Annotated in this window: 14 protein-coding genes; 10 read left to right on the forward strand and 4 right to left on the reverse strand. The window is 29.3% G+C overall.

Annotation, left to right across the window (positions count from 1 at the left end):
• Window positions 1-143: 143 nt before the first annotated feature.
• Window positions 144-1,310 (forward strand): AI-2E family transporter, encoded by a 1,167-nt coding sequence (locus tag KGF52_RS16475; protein WP_227828831.1) that lies wholly within the window; start codon window positions 144-146, stop codon window positions 1,308-1,310.
• 98 nt (window positions 1,311-1,408) lie between these two features.
• Window positions 1,409-2,191 carry an alpha/beta hydrolase gene (locus KGF52_RS16480; protein WP_227840922.1) on the forward strand — a complete coding sequence of 261 codons (783 nt, stop codon included), beginning with the start codon at window positions 1,409-1,411 and terminating at the stop codon, window positions 2,189-2,191.
• 121 nt (window positions 2,192-2,312) lie between these two features.
• Here KGF52_RS16480 and KGF52_RS16485 read toward each other — a convergent pair whose 3' ends face one another.
• Window positions 2,313-2,966, reverse strand: coding sequence for a TetR/AcrR family transcriptional regulator (locus KGF52_RS16485; RefSeq protein ID WP_227840923.1), 654 nt, complete (start codon window positions 2,964-2,966; stop codon window positions 2,313-2,315).
• A gap of 23 nt (window positions 2,967-2,989) precedes the next feature.
• The gene (locus tag KGF52_RS16490) at window positions 2,990-4,354 is read right to left on the reverse strand and encodes a sodium:solute symporter family protein (protein WP_227828828.1); all 1,365 of its coding nucleotides are present in this window, start codon (window positions 4,352-4,354) and stop codon (window positions 2,990-2,992) included.
• A gap of 672 nt (window positions 4,355-5,026) precedes the next feature.
• Between KGF52_RS16490 and KGF52_RS16495 the strand changes: the two genes are divergently transcribed.
• The 7 genes from KGF52_RS16495 (at window position 5,027) to KGF52_RS16525 (ending at window position 12,485) form a co-directional block, all read left to right on the forward strand.
• A complete protein-coding gene (locus KGF52_RS16495) occupies window positions 5,027-6,457 on the forward strand; it encodes an MFS transporter (RefSeq protein ID WP_227828827.1) in 1,431 nt (476 codons plus the stop codon).
• Window positions 6,458-6,556: 99 nt separating this feature from the next.
• Window positions 6,557-7,660 carry a histidinol-phosphate transaminase gene (hisC, locus tag KGF52_RS16500; protein WP_227840924.1) on the forward strand — a complete coding sequence of 368 codons (1,104 nt, stop codon included), beginning with the start codon at window positions 6,557-6,559 and terminating at the stop codon, window positions 7,658-7,660.
• A gap of 32 nt (window positions 7,661-7,692) precedes the next feature.
• Window positions 7,693-7,911 carry an indolepyruvate ferredoxin oxidoreductase subunit alpha gene (locus tag KGF52_RS16505; RefSeq protein WP_227434869.1) on the forward strand — a complete coding sequence of 73 codons (219 nt, stop codon included), beginning with the start codon at window positions 7,693-7,695 and terminating at the stop codon, window positions 7,909-7,911.
• 16 nt (window positions 7,912-7,927) lie between these two features.
• Complete coding sequence (gene vorB, locus KGF52_RS16510; RefSeq protein ID WP_227434866.1) at window positions 7,928-8,977, forward strand: 3-methyl-2-oxobutanoate dehydrogenase subunit VorB; 1,050 nt, start codon at window positions 7,928-7,930, stop codon at window positions 8,975-8,977.
• Between the two features lies 1 nt (window position 8,978).
• A complete protein-coding gene (locus tag KGF52_RS16515; protein WP_227828824.1) occupies window positions 8,979-9,719 on the forward strand; it encodes a thiamine pyrophosphate-dependent enzyme in 741 nt (246 codons plus the stop codon).
• 2 nt (window positions 9,720-9,721) lie between these two features.
• Window positions 9,722-10,261 carry a 2-oxoacid:acceptor oxidoreductase family protein gene (locus tag KGF52_RS16520; RefSeq protein WP_227840925.1) on the forward strand — a complete coding sequence of 180 codons (540 nt, stop codon included), beginning with the start codon at window positions 9,722-9,724 and terminating at the stop codon, window positions 10,259-10,261.
• Between the two features lie 124 nt (window positions 10,262-10,385).
• Window positions 10,386-12,485 (forward strand): acetate--CoA ligase family protein, encoded by a 2,100-nt coding sequence (locus KGF52_RS16525; RefSeq protein WP_227840926.1) that lies wholly within the window; start codon window positions 10,386-10,388, stop codon window positions 12,483-12,485.
• A gap of 269 nt (window positions 12,486-12,754) precedes the next feature.
• On the opposite strand, the gene KGF52_RS16530 is transcribed toward KGF52_RS16525, so the two are convergent.
• Together KGF52_RS16530 and KGF52_RS16535 are read right to left on the reverse strand one after the other, a co-directional pair.
• Window positions 12,755-13,270: a ferritin gene (locus KGF52_RS16530; RefSeq protein WP_227840927.1), complete on the reverse strand. Its 516-nt coding sequence runs from the start codon at window positions 13,268-13,270 to the stop codon at window positions 12,755-12,757.
• A 99-nt stretch (window positions 13,271-13,369) separates the two neighbouring features.
• Window positions 13,370-14,581 carry an ROK family transcriptional regulator gene (locus KGF52_RS16535; RefSeq protein ID WP_227840928.1) on the reverse strand — a complete coding sequence of 404 codons (1,212 nt, stop codon included), beginning with the start codon at window positions 14,579-14,581 and terminating at the stop codon, window positions 13,370-13,372.
• Window positions 14,582-14,827: 246 nt separating this feature from the next.
• On the opposite strand from KGF52_RS16535, the gene KGF52_RS16540 reads away from it, so the two are divergent.
• Window positions 14,828-15,166 carry a hypothetical protein gene (locus tag KGF52_RS16540; RefSeq protein WP_413927401.1) on the forward strand — a complete coding sequence of 113 codons (339 nt, stop codon included), beginning with the start codon at window positions 14,828-14,830 and terminating at the stop codon, window positions 15,164-15,166.
• The last annotated feature ends 423 nt before the right edge of the window (window positions 15,167-15,589 follow it).

Below are 15,589 nucleotides of genomic sequence, written 5' to 3' on the forward strand. Positions count from 1 at the left end.
ATATTGTAGAAAAAATAAAAATCAAATTAAAAATATATATTTTGATTATATTTTATCAAATTAAAAATTTTAATTTGGCATATTTGTTATAAAAGTAGTAATTTTGTGATAAAATTTAATTATATAGAAATAAGGAGGAACAAATGAAAATTAATTGGAATACAAAGTACACGACAATAGCAATTTATACGTTTATAATAGCTGCTTGTAGTATTATATTCTATCTTGTATCATCACAAATTGATGTATTCTCTAACAATTTAGATATTATGTTTACAACATTGCAGCCATTTATAATAGGGTTTGCTATTGCATATCTTCTGAATTTTATTCTGAAATTTTATGAAGAAAGGCTTTTTATCAAAAGTGAAAAATTAAAAAAACTAAAACAAAAATCAAAAAGAGGATTAGGCCTTTTATTAACATATGCAACAGCTGCATTGATACTTTACTTATTTATGCAATTCGTATTACCTCAAGTAATTGAGAGTATTGTTGGATTAGCAAATGATATACCTATGTATGTAAACAACGCAACTAAGCTTCTTGATAAATTAATGACTGATTTAAATCTTGATGAACAATACTTTAATTTAGCAGTAGATAAATGGAATGAATTTGTCACATACATTATAAAATTTGTAACAGACTTAATACCAATATTAGGAAACATGTTGAAGAATATAGCTTCTAGCATATGGAATATTGTACTAGGATTGATTGTTTCAGTATATTTACTAATTGATAAAGAAAAATTCTATGGATTAAGTAAAAAAATAACTTATGCACTTTTTACAGAAACACAAGCTGCTAAAATTCTAGAATTAACTCACAGAAGTAACTATACATTTGGTAGATTTTTAGGTGGTAAGATATTAGATTCATTTATTATAGGTATTTTGACATTTGTAATACTTACAGTAGTAAAAATGCCATATGCATTATTAATATCAGTAATAATTGGTATTACAAATATTATTCCATTCTTTGGACCACTATTTGGAGCAATACCATCTACAATAATAGTAATGTTTGTTTCTCCAATACAAGCACTATGGTTATTGTTAATTATATTAATAATACAACAGATAGATGGAAATATTATAGGACCTAAAATACTTGGAGACTCAATTGGGATATCTGCATTTTGGATTTTATTCTCATTGTTGGTTGCAGGTAAATTATTAGGCTTTGTTGGAATGGTAATAGGAGTCCCTCTATTTGCAGTAATTTATTCTATAATTAAAGATGTTATTGAGGGTAAATTAGATAAAAAGGGATTACCAACAGATACTTCTGATTATATGTAGTTAAAAATATATAAGTTAATAAAATATTTAAAGCACTGAGACAGCTAAAATCTTGGTGCTTTTTAGATAATAAATTCATTATAGAAGAGGTGTTTTTTGTGGCATTTATAGAATGTAAATTTAAATCAAAATATACAGGAGGAGAAACTGATATAATCGTAGTTTTACCTGTAGCAAATGGAAAAGAACTTTTTACTGGTAAAGAAATATATGATTTTGAAGGTAAGTTTAAAACATTGTACTTGTTTCATGGGCTGGAAGATGACCAAAGTTCATGGATTAGATACACTAATGTAGAACATTATGCCAAAAGTAAAAATATAGCTTTAGTAATACCAAGAGTAGAAACTAGTTTTTACACAGATATGGTGTATGGACATAAATATTTCACCTTTGTAAGTGAAGAGCTACCTAGATTTGTTAGAGCTATATTTCCTTTATCAGATAAGAGAGAAGATAATTTTGTAGCTGGGATGTCTATGGGAGGATATGGAGCTTTAAAATTAGCACTTTCAAAACCAAATGAATTTTCAGCTGTAGCAAGTTTTTCTGGTTCACCTGATATGATTCACGAGTTGGAAAATCAGCAAATAGAAACAAATGCTGATATTCTATTCCATGACTTTGGAAAACCAGAAGATGCTAGAAATAGTGAGAATGATTTACTTTACATACTTAAGAATCTTAAAGAGAGTAATAAAGATATTCCCAAAATTTATCAATTTTGTGGTGATAGGGATTTTTTATATAAGAATAACCAAACCTTTAAAAAATATGCAGAATCTTTAGATGTTGATATTGTATATGAAGAGTGTGTTGGTGGTCATGAATGGCGTCTATGGGATTTGTGGATAAAAAAATTTATAGATGTAATTGGATAAATACTTTATTGTCATTAGGGCAAAACACTATAAAGTATTTTTAAACGTAATAAAGACTGAAATATTAAAATGCAATTATGATTTCAAAATTTCAGTCTCTAAAAAGTTCAATAAAATTTTATTAAGTTCTTATGCGAGTTATTATTGGAGTAAAATTATCAACTATATCTATATAGTATTTACTTAATTCCTCTAAAATATCTTCGCATAAATCAGTGCTGTGACCAAGGTTAATTAGAAACTGTTTTGTAAAATATTTTATTACAGATTGAGAAGATATATCATATTTATGTGAAGTATAGACCCTAATTATCTCTGGTTTCATAGCGAGTATACCAATACAAGAAAGTATCAATTCGTCATGTTCTATAGATTCTTTTTCATTAACATATCTTTTCATGACCATTTCAGTTACACTTCGTTGATAGCTTAAAATAGCTTCCTCATAAGCTATATCTAAATAAAAGTTTCTATATGCTTCATTTTTTAAAAGAAAACAAAGGTCAGCATTCATAGCAAGAAAGAACATCATCATTGTACCTTCTTCATGATAATTATAGATTAAAGATTGCATTTCATCCCTTATATCTTCATATATTATAGCTCCGATTTCACTTTTACTTGAGAAATAATAACTTATTAAGCCTAAATTTATATTGGCTCTTTCTGCAATTTGCCTAGTTGTTGTCTTGTGATAACCTTGTTCAAAAAATAATTCTCTAGCAGCACTTATAATACTAGCTTTTGTTTCCTTACCTTTTTCTGATTTTGACATATTTACTGTGTATACCTTTCTTTTCAATCTTTTTTTGAAAATTTGCTAACTATAAGTATCGTAACCGAACCACCTATTATAGGTACTAGAATTCTGTCAAAGACAGTGAGGATGCCAATCATATTTAAAAATGCTAATATTGCACTTACTATAACAGCACAGATAGCTCCTTTTTTTGTAGCACCTTTCCAGGAAAGACCAATGACAAATGGTGCAAATATTACGCCTGTACATAATGGTGCTGGCCAAAACAATAGTTCTAATAAACTATCAAACTTGAGTGCTATAACTGCTCCTATTATAGCTGTTAAAGCTGAGGCAATTTGAGAGTATTTAAGAGTATTTTTTAAATCATTAAACTCTATATTAGGATGCAATAATTTATTATAAATATCTCTCGATATTATGGCACTCATTGAGGTCATTAATGAGTCAGCCGTAGACATTATGGCAGCTAATATAGCAGCTAAGAATAATACAGAAATTAAAGGAGGTAGAGTTGTTGATATCATTTGAGGTAAAACCTGAACAGATGATATGTTTGGAAATAAACTACCACCAATAGCTCCAATTATGCCTATAGGGAAAGCAAGAAATAATAGTATAAATCCTGCAATAACACTGCTTTTAACTGCATTTTTAGCATTATCAGCACATTGGTATCTCAAAAAACTTTCATAAGAAAATATTGAGCCTAAAACCAATGGTAAAACTGTATACATAAAATCACTAAGCGACTTATTTCCTGGGAAGAATGGTTCTTTTACCATTGATTGTAACATAAGTAAAGGGTTGTCGCCAACTAATTTTAAGCTTATATAAGCCACTATTGGCAAAAATACTACACAAATAGCTAGTTGAATAAATGCTGATACTGCAACTCCCCACATTCCTGATGCATAAGTATATATAATGATTACTATGACTCCTACAATTACAGCTATATCATAAGGAATACCAAATGCAGTAGATACAGAACCAAAAGATATTAATTGACTGCCCATAATAGCTAATATTGATATTGGTGTTACAAGACATTGATAAGCTCTTAAGAATATACTATGACCATATCTAGTTTCAATATAGTCAGCAGGTGTTATATCACAGGATAAGCTTCTTAATTTTCCTGCAAAAAATGCATTTACAAAACAAGCTAAAGCCGCACCTATAGTAGAGTACATACCAACCCATAGTCCTCTTTCAGCTCCCCATTGAACTCCACCAACCAAACATCCTCCCCCAAAAGATGTAGCAGCAATAGTTGCGGCAAGTATGGGTAAAGGAAGATTTCTACCCGCAATTAGGAAATCGGATGCTGTTTTAACTTTTTTAGAAAAATAAAAACCAATCCATATGTACACTGCACACGTAGCAATTAAAAGTAACATAATTTTTTCTCCTTATATAATATTTTTTAAATAAAATTTATAAAATATATTTTAAATATATTTTATATCAAAGTAAGACAATATTGATTTTAACTGGCTTTGGATTAGTGTAGCTACAATAATTTAACATATGATGTTATGTAAAAGTTAGATAAAACAAGAAAATTGAAAATTCTGAAATTAAAGATTATAATAAACGTTTACTTGGTATATTCTTTTTTGTAATTGTAACATGCTTTTATTTTAAAATCAATAGTACATGTATAAAAATAAAAGGGATTTAAAAGGTGGGAAAATATTTTTAATATCTACTTGTAGTATATAAATATAGCGTAAAAATTATTCTTGAATAAATTTATAATGATTTAAAATAACTAGAATTTTGATGAAATAATTTGAAATATATGTTTTAGTGCCACTTTAGATGCATATATTAATAAAAATATATATTTAAATTAAGTATAAATGCCTTTTTAGTTCATTTAAGTAACAAAAAAATAAATCCAAAAAGTGTTTGACAATTATGAATTTTGAGAATATAATTAAATTAAAATTATACACATATAAAAATTTGATTCGAATTATAGAAAGCATGGAGTAGGGTTGAAAATCAAATTATTATACGTGAATAAAAATAAAATAAAGAATAAATTATGTTAAGGAGGGGTAGATGTGAGTAGTCAAGAAAGCAAACCAAAAGGAAATCTTATATCAAACTTTAGAGATGATATGAGAGACCCTAAAAAGAGAGCAGTATACACTTACTCAGGTTCTATAAATTTGGCATATAATTTTATAGGCTACTTTGTATCAACAGTAACAAACATATTTTTAACTGATGTAGCAAAGCTTGGGGTAATTATGGCAGGTGGTATGCAAATAATACAATCTTTCATAAAAATGGCTGTGGCTCCGATAACAGGGACTATATTTGACAAGCAACCATTTAAAAAAGGAAAATATTATCCTTGGCTTAGGTATGCACCTGCAGCATTAGCGCTAACATATGGAGTATTTTTCATAGTTCCATTAATGAAAATAAGTCCAACATTACTTTTACCTTTAATGACAGCATTATTGTTAATAGCATCTTGTGCTCAACAAGTAGTTTTCACTATAATCTATGCTATTTACCCTGTAGTTACTAAAACACCTAGAGACAGAGTTATAGGTTCAACTACTACAAATATATTCAAAGAAGTTGGAAAATTTTTAGTAGGTTTTTCATATCCGTTATTATTAGTTTTATTTGCAGATGTACTAGGTGGAGAAGGAATGGGTTATTTAGGTACTTATCTATTCTTTGCAGTAGGGTGTCTTCTAGTATTTTGGTTTTCTTCAACAGAAATAATAAAGTCTGGAGCAGAAGCTGAAGTACTTCAAAAAGAAGAAAAACCAAAAATTAAAGCAAGTGAAATGCTAAAAGCTTTATTTACTAATGTACCACTTATGATGGCATTCTGTTTAGAGTTTCTTATATGCATAAGATCTATAGGGCTAGGACCTTTAGCTCCTTATTACTTTAAGTATGTAATAGAAGATGAACGTGGTTTGGCAGTATTTTTAGCAATAATGCCTTTGGTAAGTGTAGGATTTATGTTTTTCGCACCAGTGTTTATAAGAATTTGTAAAGAACAAAAATTAGCTTCAATAATTTCTTTCTCTATATGTGCATTATGTCACTTGTTAGTTGCATGGACTCCTTGGGGGAGAACAACTTTAGGTGTAACTATGCTACTGGCAATTGGTGGAGGTTTCTCAAATGTAGTATCAATAATAAATCTTAACTTCTTTGCTGGTTCTTGTGATTATGGACATTGGAAATCAGGAAAAGATTTACCAGGTCTAAGTATGTCACTATATCCAGTTGCAATACAAGTAGGTGTACTACTTGCGACTACTATAAGAACAATTTTAATGAATTCAATGGGATATCAAGCTGATATGGTAGTTACAGCAGCAGTTAAAACAGGTTTTATAAATATGATTTCTTACTCTATGGCAATACCTTTAATAATAGCTATTGTTATAGCAATCTTATATCCAGTAAGTGATAAAAAATTAAATCAAATAAGAGAAGAATTAAATCAAAGAAATGCTTAATAAAAAATTTGAGTAAATGACTTAGTTTAGTTGTTAGAGTAAGTAGGCGCAATAGCGTTTATATAAATGAAAATACATATACAGGGGGGACTTTTAAAAATGATAGAAAAATTATTGAGAAATACAGTAAAAGAATTACATCAATATGTTCCAGGCGAACCAATAGAAAAAGTAAAAGAAAAATATGGTGTAAAAGAAATAATAAAACTAGCTTCAAATGAAAATCCTCTAGGACCATCACCAAAAGCAATGGAAGCTATGATTGAAATGTTAAAACAAGGTCAACTTTATCCAGAGCCAGAAGCTAATGAACTTAGAAGAAAATTGGCTGAAAAATTGGATTTAAAACCAGAAAATTTCATTGTTGCTAATGGCGCGGATAACGTTATCACACTAATAGGTGAAGCATTTATAAATAGAGGAGATGAAGTTATATACTGTGACCCAACATTCCCATCTTATAGAACAGCAACTGTTAAAAATGAAGGAATACCAGTAGAAGTACCTTTAACAGAGGATTATAAGTATGATTTACAAGGTATATTAGATAAGATTACAGATAAAACAAAATTAATATGTATATGTAATCCTAATAATCCAACAGGAACAATTGTAGATGATAAAGAATTGGAAGAATTTTTAAAGAAAGTCCCTGAAAATATTATAACTATATTAGATGAAGCATATATAGAATTTTTAACAGTACCTAATTATGTGGATGGTCTTAAATATGTAAGAGAAAATTACAATGTTATAGTGACAAGAACTTTCTCTAAAATATATGGTCTTGCAGGACTTAGAGTAGGGTATGGTATTGCTAAAGATGAGATAATAAGAACTTTATTTACAGTAAAAGAACCTTTCTCTGCTAATCGTGTTGCGATAAGTGGAGCAACAGCCGCACTTGATGATGATGAATTTATAAAGGAAACATATGAGTTAAATAGAGCTGGAATGGCTTATTTCAAAGAAGAGTTCACAAAAATGGGATTTGATGTTGTAGATTCACAATCAAACTTCATTTATGTAGATATGAAAACAGATATACCTAAGTTATTTGAAGACTTAAAACAAAGAGGTTTTGTAATAAGACCAAATGCTACACATGCGCGTGTAAGTATTGGAACTATGGAAGAAAACAAGAAATTTGTAGCAGTTTTAAAAGAAATATTAAATCTTAAAGAAGAACCAAGTATTAGTTAATAGATAGAAATATTACGAAATGGGGTGTAACTATGAGTTTAAAAATAAACGCAGAGAGATGTAAAAGTTGTGAATACTGCGTTATATCTTGTAAAAAAGGAGCATTAAAAATATCCGATAATATAAACACAGAAGGATATACTCATGTAGAAGTTGATGAAAGCAAATGCATACTTTGTGGAATTTGTTATCAAGTATGTCCAGATAATGTATTTGAAATAATTAAAGAAGAAGCATGTCAAGAGGCTTAAAAGGAGTTGGGAGAATATGAAAAAAATGTGGAAGGGGAACCACGCCATTGCAGAAGCAGCTCTAAGAGGTGGTTGTGAATTTTATGCAGGATATCCAATCACACCACAAACAGAGGTAATGGAATTTTTATCACATAGAATGTCTGAACTTGGAAGAACTTTTATACAATCTGAAAATGAAATGGCTGCTATATATATGGTATATGGAGCATATGCAAGTGGAATGAGGTCTATGACAAGTTCTTCAGGGCCAGGAATATCTTTAAAACAAGAAGGAATCTCATATTTATGTGCAAACCATTATCCTTGTGTAATTGTAAATGTACAAAGATGGGGACCTGGTCTTGGTTCACTAGATTCAGCACAAACAGACTACCTAAGAGACACTAGAGGGGGAGGAAATGGAGATTATCATTTAATAGTTTATGCACCAAATAGTATTCAAGAAACTGTAGATTTAATGTATAACTCATTTGATGTAGCGGAGAAATATAGAGTTCCTGTTGAAATTTTGACAGAAGCAGCTTTAGGTCAAATGATGGAACCAGTAGAGTTTCCTGAATTTAAGAAAAGAGAAGAAGACTTAGGTTGGACTTATGATGGTAGTAATAGAGACCATGCAAAAGTTCCAGATAACCAAAAACCAGCTTTTTGTATGGAAAAGCGTATGAGAATAACTGAAAATGAACAACAATGGGAAGATTATCAAGTTGAAGATGCAGAATATGTGTTTGTAGCGTTCGGTATACCATCAAGAACAACTATGAATGCTGTTAGAAGACTTAGAGAACAAGGAGAAAAAGTTGGAATAATAAGACCAATAACAGTGTGGCCTTTCCCATATAAAGCATTTGAAAAGGTAAATAAAGATGTAAAAGGATTTATCTCAGTAGAGTCAACTGATACAGGTCAGTTAGTAGAGGATGTTGCATTAGCTTCAAAGAAAATATGCAAAGAAAATGTACCTGTTTATGGATTATTTAGTGGAAATCATATACCAAAAACATTACAAGTAATGGACACTTACAGCAAAATAAAATCTGGCGAAATTAAGGAGGTGTTCTAATATGGCTACAGATAGATTAACACCTAGCATTGTTTCAATACCAAACAAATTTTGCCCAGGTTGTGGTCATGGAATAGTAAACCGTATAATAGCAGAAGTGATAGAAGAAAATGGATATGAAAAAAATCATGTATTAACTTTAGGCGTTGGCTGTGTTTGTAATATGAATTTTAGCTGGAATGGTGATAAGATGCAAACTGCACATGGTAGAGCTTCATCTACAGCCATAGGAGTTAAAGTAGCACGACCAGATATGTTAGTTATGACTTATCAAGGTGATGGAGATGCATATGTTATAGGTCTTTCTGAAACATTAAATACTGCATATAGAAATCATAATATAACTGTATTTGTAATAAATAACAATAACTTTGCAATGACTGGTGGTCAAATGTCATGGACTACTATGCCAGGTCAAGTTACAACAACAAGTGTAAATGGAAGAGATATAAAAACTACTGGTAGTCCATTAAAAGTTCCTGAAATGGTGGCAAATTACTTTGATGTAGCCTATGTAGCAAGAGGTTCAGTTCATAGCCCAAAAGAAATAATTAATCTAAAAAAATATATAAAGAATGCTATAGAAGCTCAATTAAATGGAGAGGGATATTCATTGGTTGAAATATTAGCACCTTGCCCAACTAACTGGGGTGTATCATTAGAAAAATCTATCCAGTGGATGGAAGAAGAAATAGTGCCATATTATACTCTTGGCGAATTTAAGCAAAGGGATGGTGAATAGTTATGGAAAAAGAGTTAGTATTTGCAGGATTTGGTGGTCAAGGAGTCTTAACTTTAGGTTTAATTGTAGCTGAATCAGCACTTGAATTAGGAAAACAAGTTACTTGGATGCCAGCATATGGTCCAACTATGAGAGGTGGAAAAGCATATAGTGTGGTTAAATTTTCTGATGAGAGTATAGGTGGACCTGATATGGAAGAAATAGATGTTTTAGTAGCGATGAATAAGCCATCCTTAGATTATATAAATTTAGTAAAAGAAGGAGGAACAGTAGTTATTAATACGTCTGCGATAGATGAAAATATAGTATTAAGAGAAGATGTAAATGTAGTTAAAATAAATTGTCAGGAATTAGCTCAAAAGGCAAACAATCCAAAAGCTGCAAATGTAGTAGTTCTTGGAGCATTGATTGCAAAAACAGGATTATTTGAGAAAGAATTAGCCATAAAAACTATGTGTGATTTCTTTGAGGAAAAAGGAAAAGGCAAATTTAATGTTCAAAATGAAGCAGCATTCATGGAAGGCTATAATAACGCCATTTAATAAATTACCCTTATCTTAAGTGATTCATCTCAAGATTTAACAAATCTTAAGTGCCAAGAGAAGCTTTATCTTGAGATAGAATTCACTTAAAATCACAACTATAAATATATAGGAGAGTGAATTTATGAGTTTGGAAAAACTTATTAGACCAAAGAGTATTGCTATAGTAGGAGTTACTGATAAACTTGGCTTTGGTAGAAGTGCAGCACTTAGTATAGTAAAAAGTAAAAATACAGACAGAGTATATTATGTAAATCCCAAAAGAGAAGAATTATTTGGGAGAAAGTGCTATAAGACAATACAAGAAGTTCCAGAAGTTGTAGACTGTGTGGTAGTATGTACACCTAGAAATGTAGTTCCATCTGTGTTAAAAGATTCTGGAGTATTAGGAACAAGGGCAGCAGTGGTATATGCGAGTGGATTTGCAGAAGAAGGAACAGAAGATGGAGTAGATTTAGAAAATCAACTTATAGAAATATCTAATACATATGATATGAAAATATTAGGTCCAAACTGTATGGGATTATTAAACTGCATAGATAAAGTTAATCTATGGGCTGGTGGTTCTAAGTGGGATTTGGATACTAAAAAACCAGGGATAGGAATTGTAGGGCAGAGTGGATTTATAACTGCAGAAATTGTTTCAAGTGATTATTTTAATATATCTTATGGTTTTTCAACAGGAAATGGAAATATAGTTACACTAGAAGATGCAGTAGATTTTCTTGTAGATGATAATTATGCATCAGTAATAGCTATTTATCTTGAGGGACTAAAAAATCCTCAAAAATTTATAAATGCACTAAAAAAAGCAGCTCAAAAAAGAAAACCAGTAATAATCTTGAAATCAGGAAGGTCAGAAAAAGGAGCTATATCAGCTGCTTCTCATACAGGAAACTTAGCTGGTTCAAGTAAAGCTTTTGAGAGTATTTTTGAAAAGTATGGAGTAATTTCTGTAGAGAATTTAGAACAATTTATGAGTTTAGCTCAGGCTTTTAGTGTTTTAGATGGTAATTTACCTAAAAATTCTAATTTTGCAGCAATAAACTTCTCAGGGGGAGAAAATACTATTTGTGCAGATTTAGCAGAAGAAAATTGTGTAGAACTTGCAGAAATATCCACTGAAACTAAAGAAGAGATGAAAAAATATCTTCCAGGATTTGCAACACCTAAAAATCCATTGGATGCTACAACTGCATTATTTCATGAAAAAGATATGATAGTAGGTTTATTACACACATTTGATAAAGATGATAGTGTTGGATTTACTATGATAGGTGCAAATATAAGAGATGAAGAAAATGAAATGCATGAGACTCTTTGTCAAGCTGTAAGTGAAGCTAGAGAACAAGGATTGAAGAAGCCTGTATTTGCAGTTCCTACACTTGAAGGAAATAGATATCTAAATTATAGGGCTAGATTAGAAAATAGTCAAGTACCTATAATGTCATCAGTTGGAACTACATTTACTTGTTTCAATAAAATGGCTAAATTTGTAGATTATGATTATTCAAAGAGAACTTTAGAATTTGAAGCTGTTAAGAAAAGAGACTCAAACAATGTAGTAGCCTTATCAGAATTAGATAGTAAAATTGAAATGAAGAAATATGGAGTACCAGTGCCAGGTCAGGGTATTGCAAAAAGTATTGATGAATTAGATAAAATTTTGAAGTACATCAACTATCCTGTTGTATTAAAAATAAACTCTTCAGAGATATTACACAAATCTGATGTTGGAGGAGTCAAAGTAGGAATCAATAATAGAGAAGAGGCAATAAGTGCATATAATGAGATTTTAATTAATGTAAAAGAAGCAAAACCAAATGCCAAGATTGATGGTATATTGGTTCAAGAAATGGTTGAAAGTGGAATAGAAATAATTATTGGTATAACTAATGATGACCAATTTGGACCAATGCTATTAGTTGGTTTAGGTGGAGTATTTGTAGAAGTATTTAAAGACACTACTTTATATCCATTACCTATAAATCATGATGAAGCTATAATGATGCTTAAAAAATTAAAATCATTTAAGCTTTTAAACGGATACAGAGGTAGCGAACCTTGTGATGTTGATGCTCTTGCAGAAATGATGGTTAAATTAGGTAAATATGCTTATGAAAACAAGGATGAGGTTAAGGAAATAGATTTAAATCCTGTATTTGTATATCCTAGGGGAAAAGGTGTATGTGCAGTAGACGCTTTAATAGTTAAATATAAATAGTTAACAAGTTTTGGTATTCAACCATAATCAAAGTAGCGACTGAAAATCACACTAATTTATAGATTGTGATTTTCAGTCACCCCACATTTAATTATAGAATACTTTAAGTTAAAAATAGAGTTTTAAATATGATTGTAAAATAGAAATGTATAAAAAGTAAAATACTACATATAAGACAAATCATAAAGGGTGTTTTAATGAATAGAATCAATCTTGATTTTCATTAAAACACCCTATCTATTATACTAAAAATTTTAACGTTAATATTTTTATATTGTTACAGGTGGATTTGTTGGTGCTGAATATATACGAGTAGCCAATTCTTGGTCTACAAAGAATAACCCACCTTCTCCAGCAAGTTTAACACGTTTTATATTGTCTTCGCAAGTTGTCTCTTCTTCTGCTTGTTCAGATATAAACCAAAGTAAGAATTGAGAAGTTCTAAAGTCTGCTTCAGAGTTTGCTACAGCAGCTAGATTGTTTATTAAAGCAGTAACCTTTTGTTCATGAGCTAATGTACGTTCAAGAATATCCATTGCAGAAGTGAAGTCTGCATCTGGCATTGGTATAGCATCAAGTTGAACTTTTCCTCCTACATTATGTAAGTATTTGTAAAAATACATAGCATGGTCTGTTTCTTCTTTATATTGAACATAAAACCAATTAGAAAATCCTTTAAGTCCTTCTGCTTCAAGGTAAGAAGACATAGAAAGGTAAAGATATGCAGAATATAATTCATGGTTAATCTGTTCATTAAGTAATTTTTCCATTTTAGCTGAAATCATTTTTATACCTCCAAATTTTAAACGCTCTTATAAGATATAATAATATTAAATGGAAAAATATTCAACAAAACTAATTAAATATTTTAATATTTTACATGTTTAATCAAAATTTATACTACCATTAAAAAAATTATAGCTTACTATGGCTACAGAGCCAATTAGTGGTGCATTTGCTCCAAAATTTGAATGTCTTACATTTATTTTTTTATATTTAGAAAAACTTGCTGAAGCAGTCAATTTTTTTAATAATGTATTTTCTATAAATGTACCAGGGATATTAAAGTCATAACCTATTATTATAGAACTACAATCAATTAAGGTAAGTGTATTTACTAATGCATATGATATATATGTACAAAATTCATCAAGCAAAAACATCCCTAGATTATCCTTGTTATTGGCTTCATCTATTAACTTGACTAGAGAAAAATCTTTACAATTAATTAGTGGAGAATCTGGATAAATATGACTTAATGATTCAATTCTTTTAATTAACTTACTCACACTTGTATAATAGTCTAGACATCCATTATTTCCACAACTACATACTGGACCACTAAAATTAATAGATGTATGTCCTATTTCACCACTTTGACCTAAATTACCAGTGTGAAGTTTATTTTCTAATACTAAACCAGCTCCAATTCCATTCATTATATGTAAATATATATAATTTTGAATATCTTTGCCTAGACCATACATTTTTTCAGCCAAAGCACCTGCATTAGCATCATTTATCAAAAATATAGGTAAATCAGATATTTCTCCTATAAAATTTACTATGTTTAGGTTTGATACATTTCCAAAGTCTGGAGGATTTAATATTATACCATTTATATTATCTACAGGACCTATTGAAGAAATGCCAATTCCAATTATATCTCTTTTGTTATTTTTCATTATTTTAGTAAACATTCTTTTTATTATATCTTTTAAAACATCATTTGACAGATATTTAGGGTAAGTCTCAAAAAGTTGTTTGACAATATTACCTTTTAAATCCGCAATGATTACCTTACAAATATTTCTTCTTATCAAAATGCCACAAACACAAGGAGATATATTAGAAATATCTAATAAAATAGGTTTACGACCTGATGAATGTGCATTTAAAGTTGATGATTCTATCTCTCTAATCATGTTTTCATTAATAAGCTCAGTGACTAGATTTGATAAAGTCATTTTAGTAAGACCTGTAGATTTAGCTAAATCAACTCTAGACATAGGAGTATTTGTAGAAAGTAGTTTCAGTATTATTAACTTATTTTTAATTTTTACATCTTTTATGTTAGAACCTTGTTTGTTGCTCATTGGAAATCTCCTTAAAAAAGTTAAGTATTTTTATGTATTTTCATATATATACTATGACCTTATAATAAAATAACATTTGATTAAGTTCGAAAATACCATTAACTAGAATATATCACATTATATATTAGAATAGCACTAAAAATATGTTATAATAGGATGAAAAAATATTAAAGTAAATTAAGGTATATAATAATAAATTAGAATTTGAGGTGAAATACTATAGATAAATATACAAAAGAAGAATTGGTGGAAACACTGAGAGTAGTATCTTCAGTTATCAGTAGATGTGAAAAAGCACAACTAAAGTTTATGGAAGGGACTTCTCAACACTCACTCCTTAAGAATAGGATAAAAGCGATGTATATTTCGAAATCATTAATAACAGAGGAAAATATAATCGATAAATATACAAAAGAAGAATTAATAGAAGCACTACGACCTGTATCTTCAAGTATAAATAAATGTGAAAAAGCACAGTTAAAATTTGCAGAGGGTACTACTAATTACAAACGATTTAGAAATATAATAAAAGCAATGTATATTTCTAAATCATTAATAACAGACGAAATTAATAGAAGAAGTTAAATTCCAGATTTTTAAGTTATTATAAGCTTATTTTTTAGGTTATTTTGAAAAAATAATTATTTATATTTCTAAAATGAGAAAGTCACTTTATATAATCAATTGGAATAATAGAAAGCCACTTAAATGCTAGATTTTGTGGCTCTTTTTGATTTATTATGCTTAGAATTTCCTAATAAATTTGTCAAATTACTTATTTAAATTAAGTTTTAATTTTTATAATATATTTATTCAATAATAAAAGTATTATATAATTTATGATAAATTTTTATATGCAATAAATTTCATTATTGTATAATTTTAAAATAAATATAAGGTGTATTTATCAATTTTTATTACAAATTGTTACCGAATATATATGTATTAGAACTGAAATATGGGAAATTGTAACTAAAATGTAAATTTTTTCTCTAATCTATCTAATAT

The sequence above is a fragment of the Clostridioides sp. ZZV15-6597 genome (assembly GCF_020657815.1).
Taxonomy (GTDB): domain Bacteria; phylum Bacillota; class Clostridia; order Peptostreptococcales; family Peptostreptococcaceae; genus Clostridioides.

Bases quoted from the DNA above. Each gene is read 5' to 3' on its own strand.
- KGF52_RS16475 (WP_227828831.1), top strand. From the start codon at position 144: ATGAAAATTAATTGGAATACAAAGTACACGACAATAGCAATTTATACG.
- KGF52_RS16485 (WP_227840923.1), bottom strand. From the start codon at position 2,966: ATGTCAAAATCAGAAAAAGGTAAGGAAACAAAAGCTAGTATTATAAGT.
- KGF52_RS16490 (WP_227828828.1), bottom strand. From the start codon at position 4,354: ATGTTACTTTTAATTGCTACGTGTGCAGTGTACATATGGATTGGTTTT.
- hisC (WP_227840924.1), top strand. From the start codon at position 6,557: ATGATAGAAAAATTATTGAGAAATACAGTAAAAGAATTACATCAATAT.
- KGF52_RS16505 (WP_227434869.1), top strand. From the start codon at position 7,693: ATGAGTTTAAAAATAAACGCAGAGAGATGTAAAAGTTGTGAATACTGC.
- vorB (WP_227434866.1), top strand. From the start codon at position 7,928: ATGAAAAAAATGTGGAAGGGGAACCACGCCATTGCAGAAGCAGCTCTA.
- KGF52_RS16515 (WP_227828824.1), top strand. From the start codon at position 8,979: ATGGCTACAGATAGATTAACACCTAGCATTGTTTCAATACCAAACAAA.
- KGF52_RS16520 (WP_227840925.1), top strand. From the start codon at position 9,722: ATGGAAAAAGAGTTAGTATTTGCAGGATTTGGTGGTCAAGGAGTCTTA.
- KGF52_RS16525 (WP_227840926.1), top strand. From the start codon at position 10,386: ATGAGTTTGGAAAAACTTATTAGACCAAAGAGTATTGCTATAGTAGGA.
- KGF52_RS16530 (WP_227840927.1), bottom strand. From the start codon at position 13,270: ATGATTTCAGCTAAAATGGAAAAATTACTTAATGAACAGATTAACCAT.
- KGF52_RS16535 (WP_227840928.1), bottom strand. From the start codon at position 14,581: ATGAGCAACAAACAAGGTTCTAACATAAAAGATGTAAAAATTAAAAAT.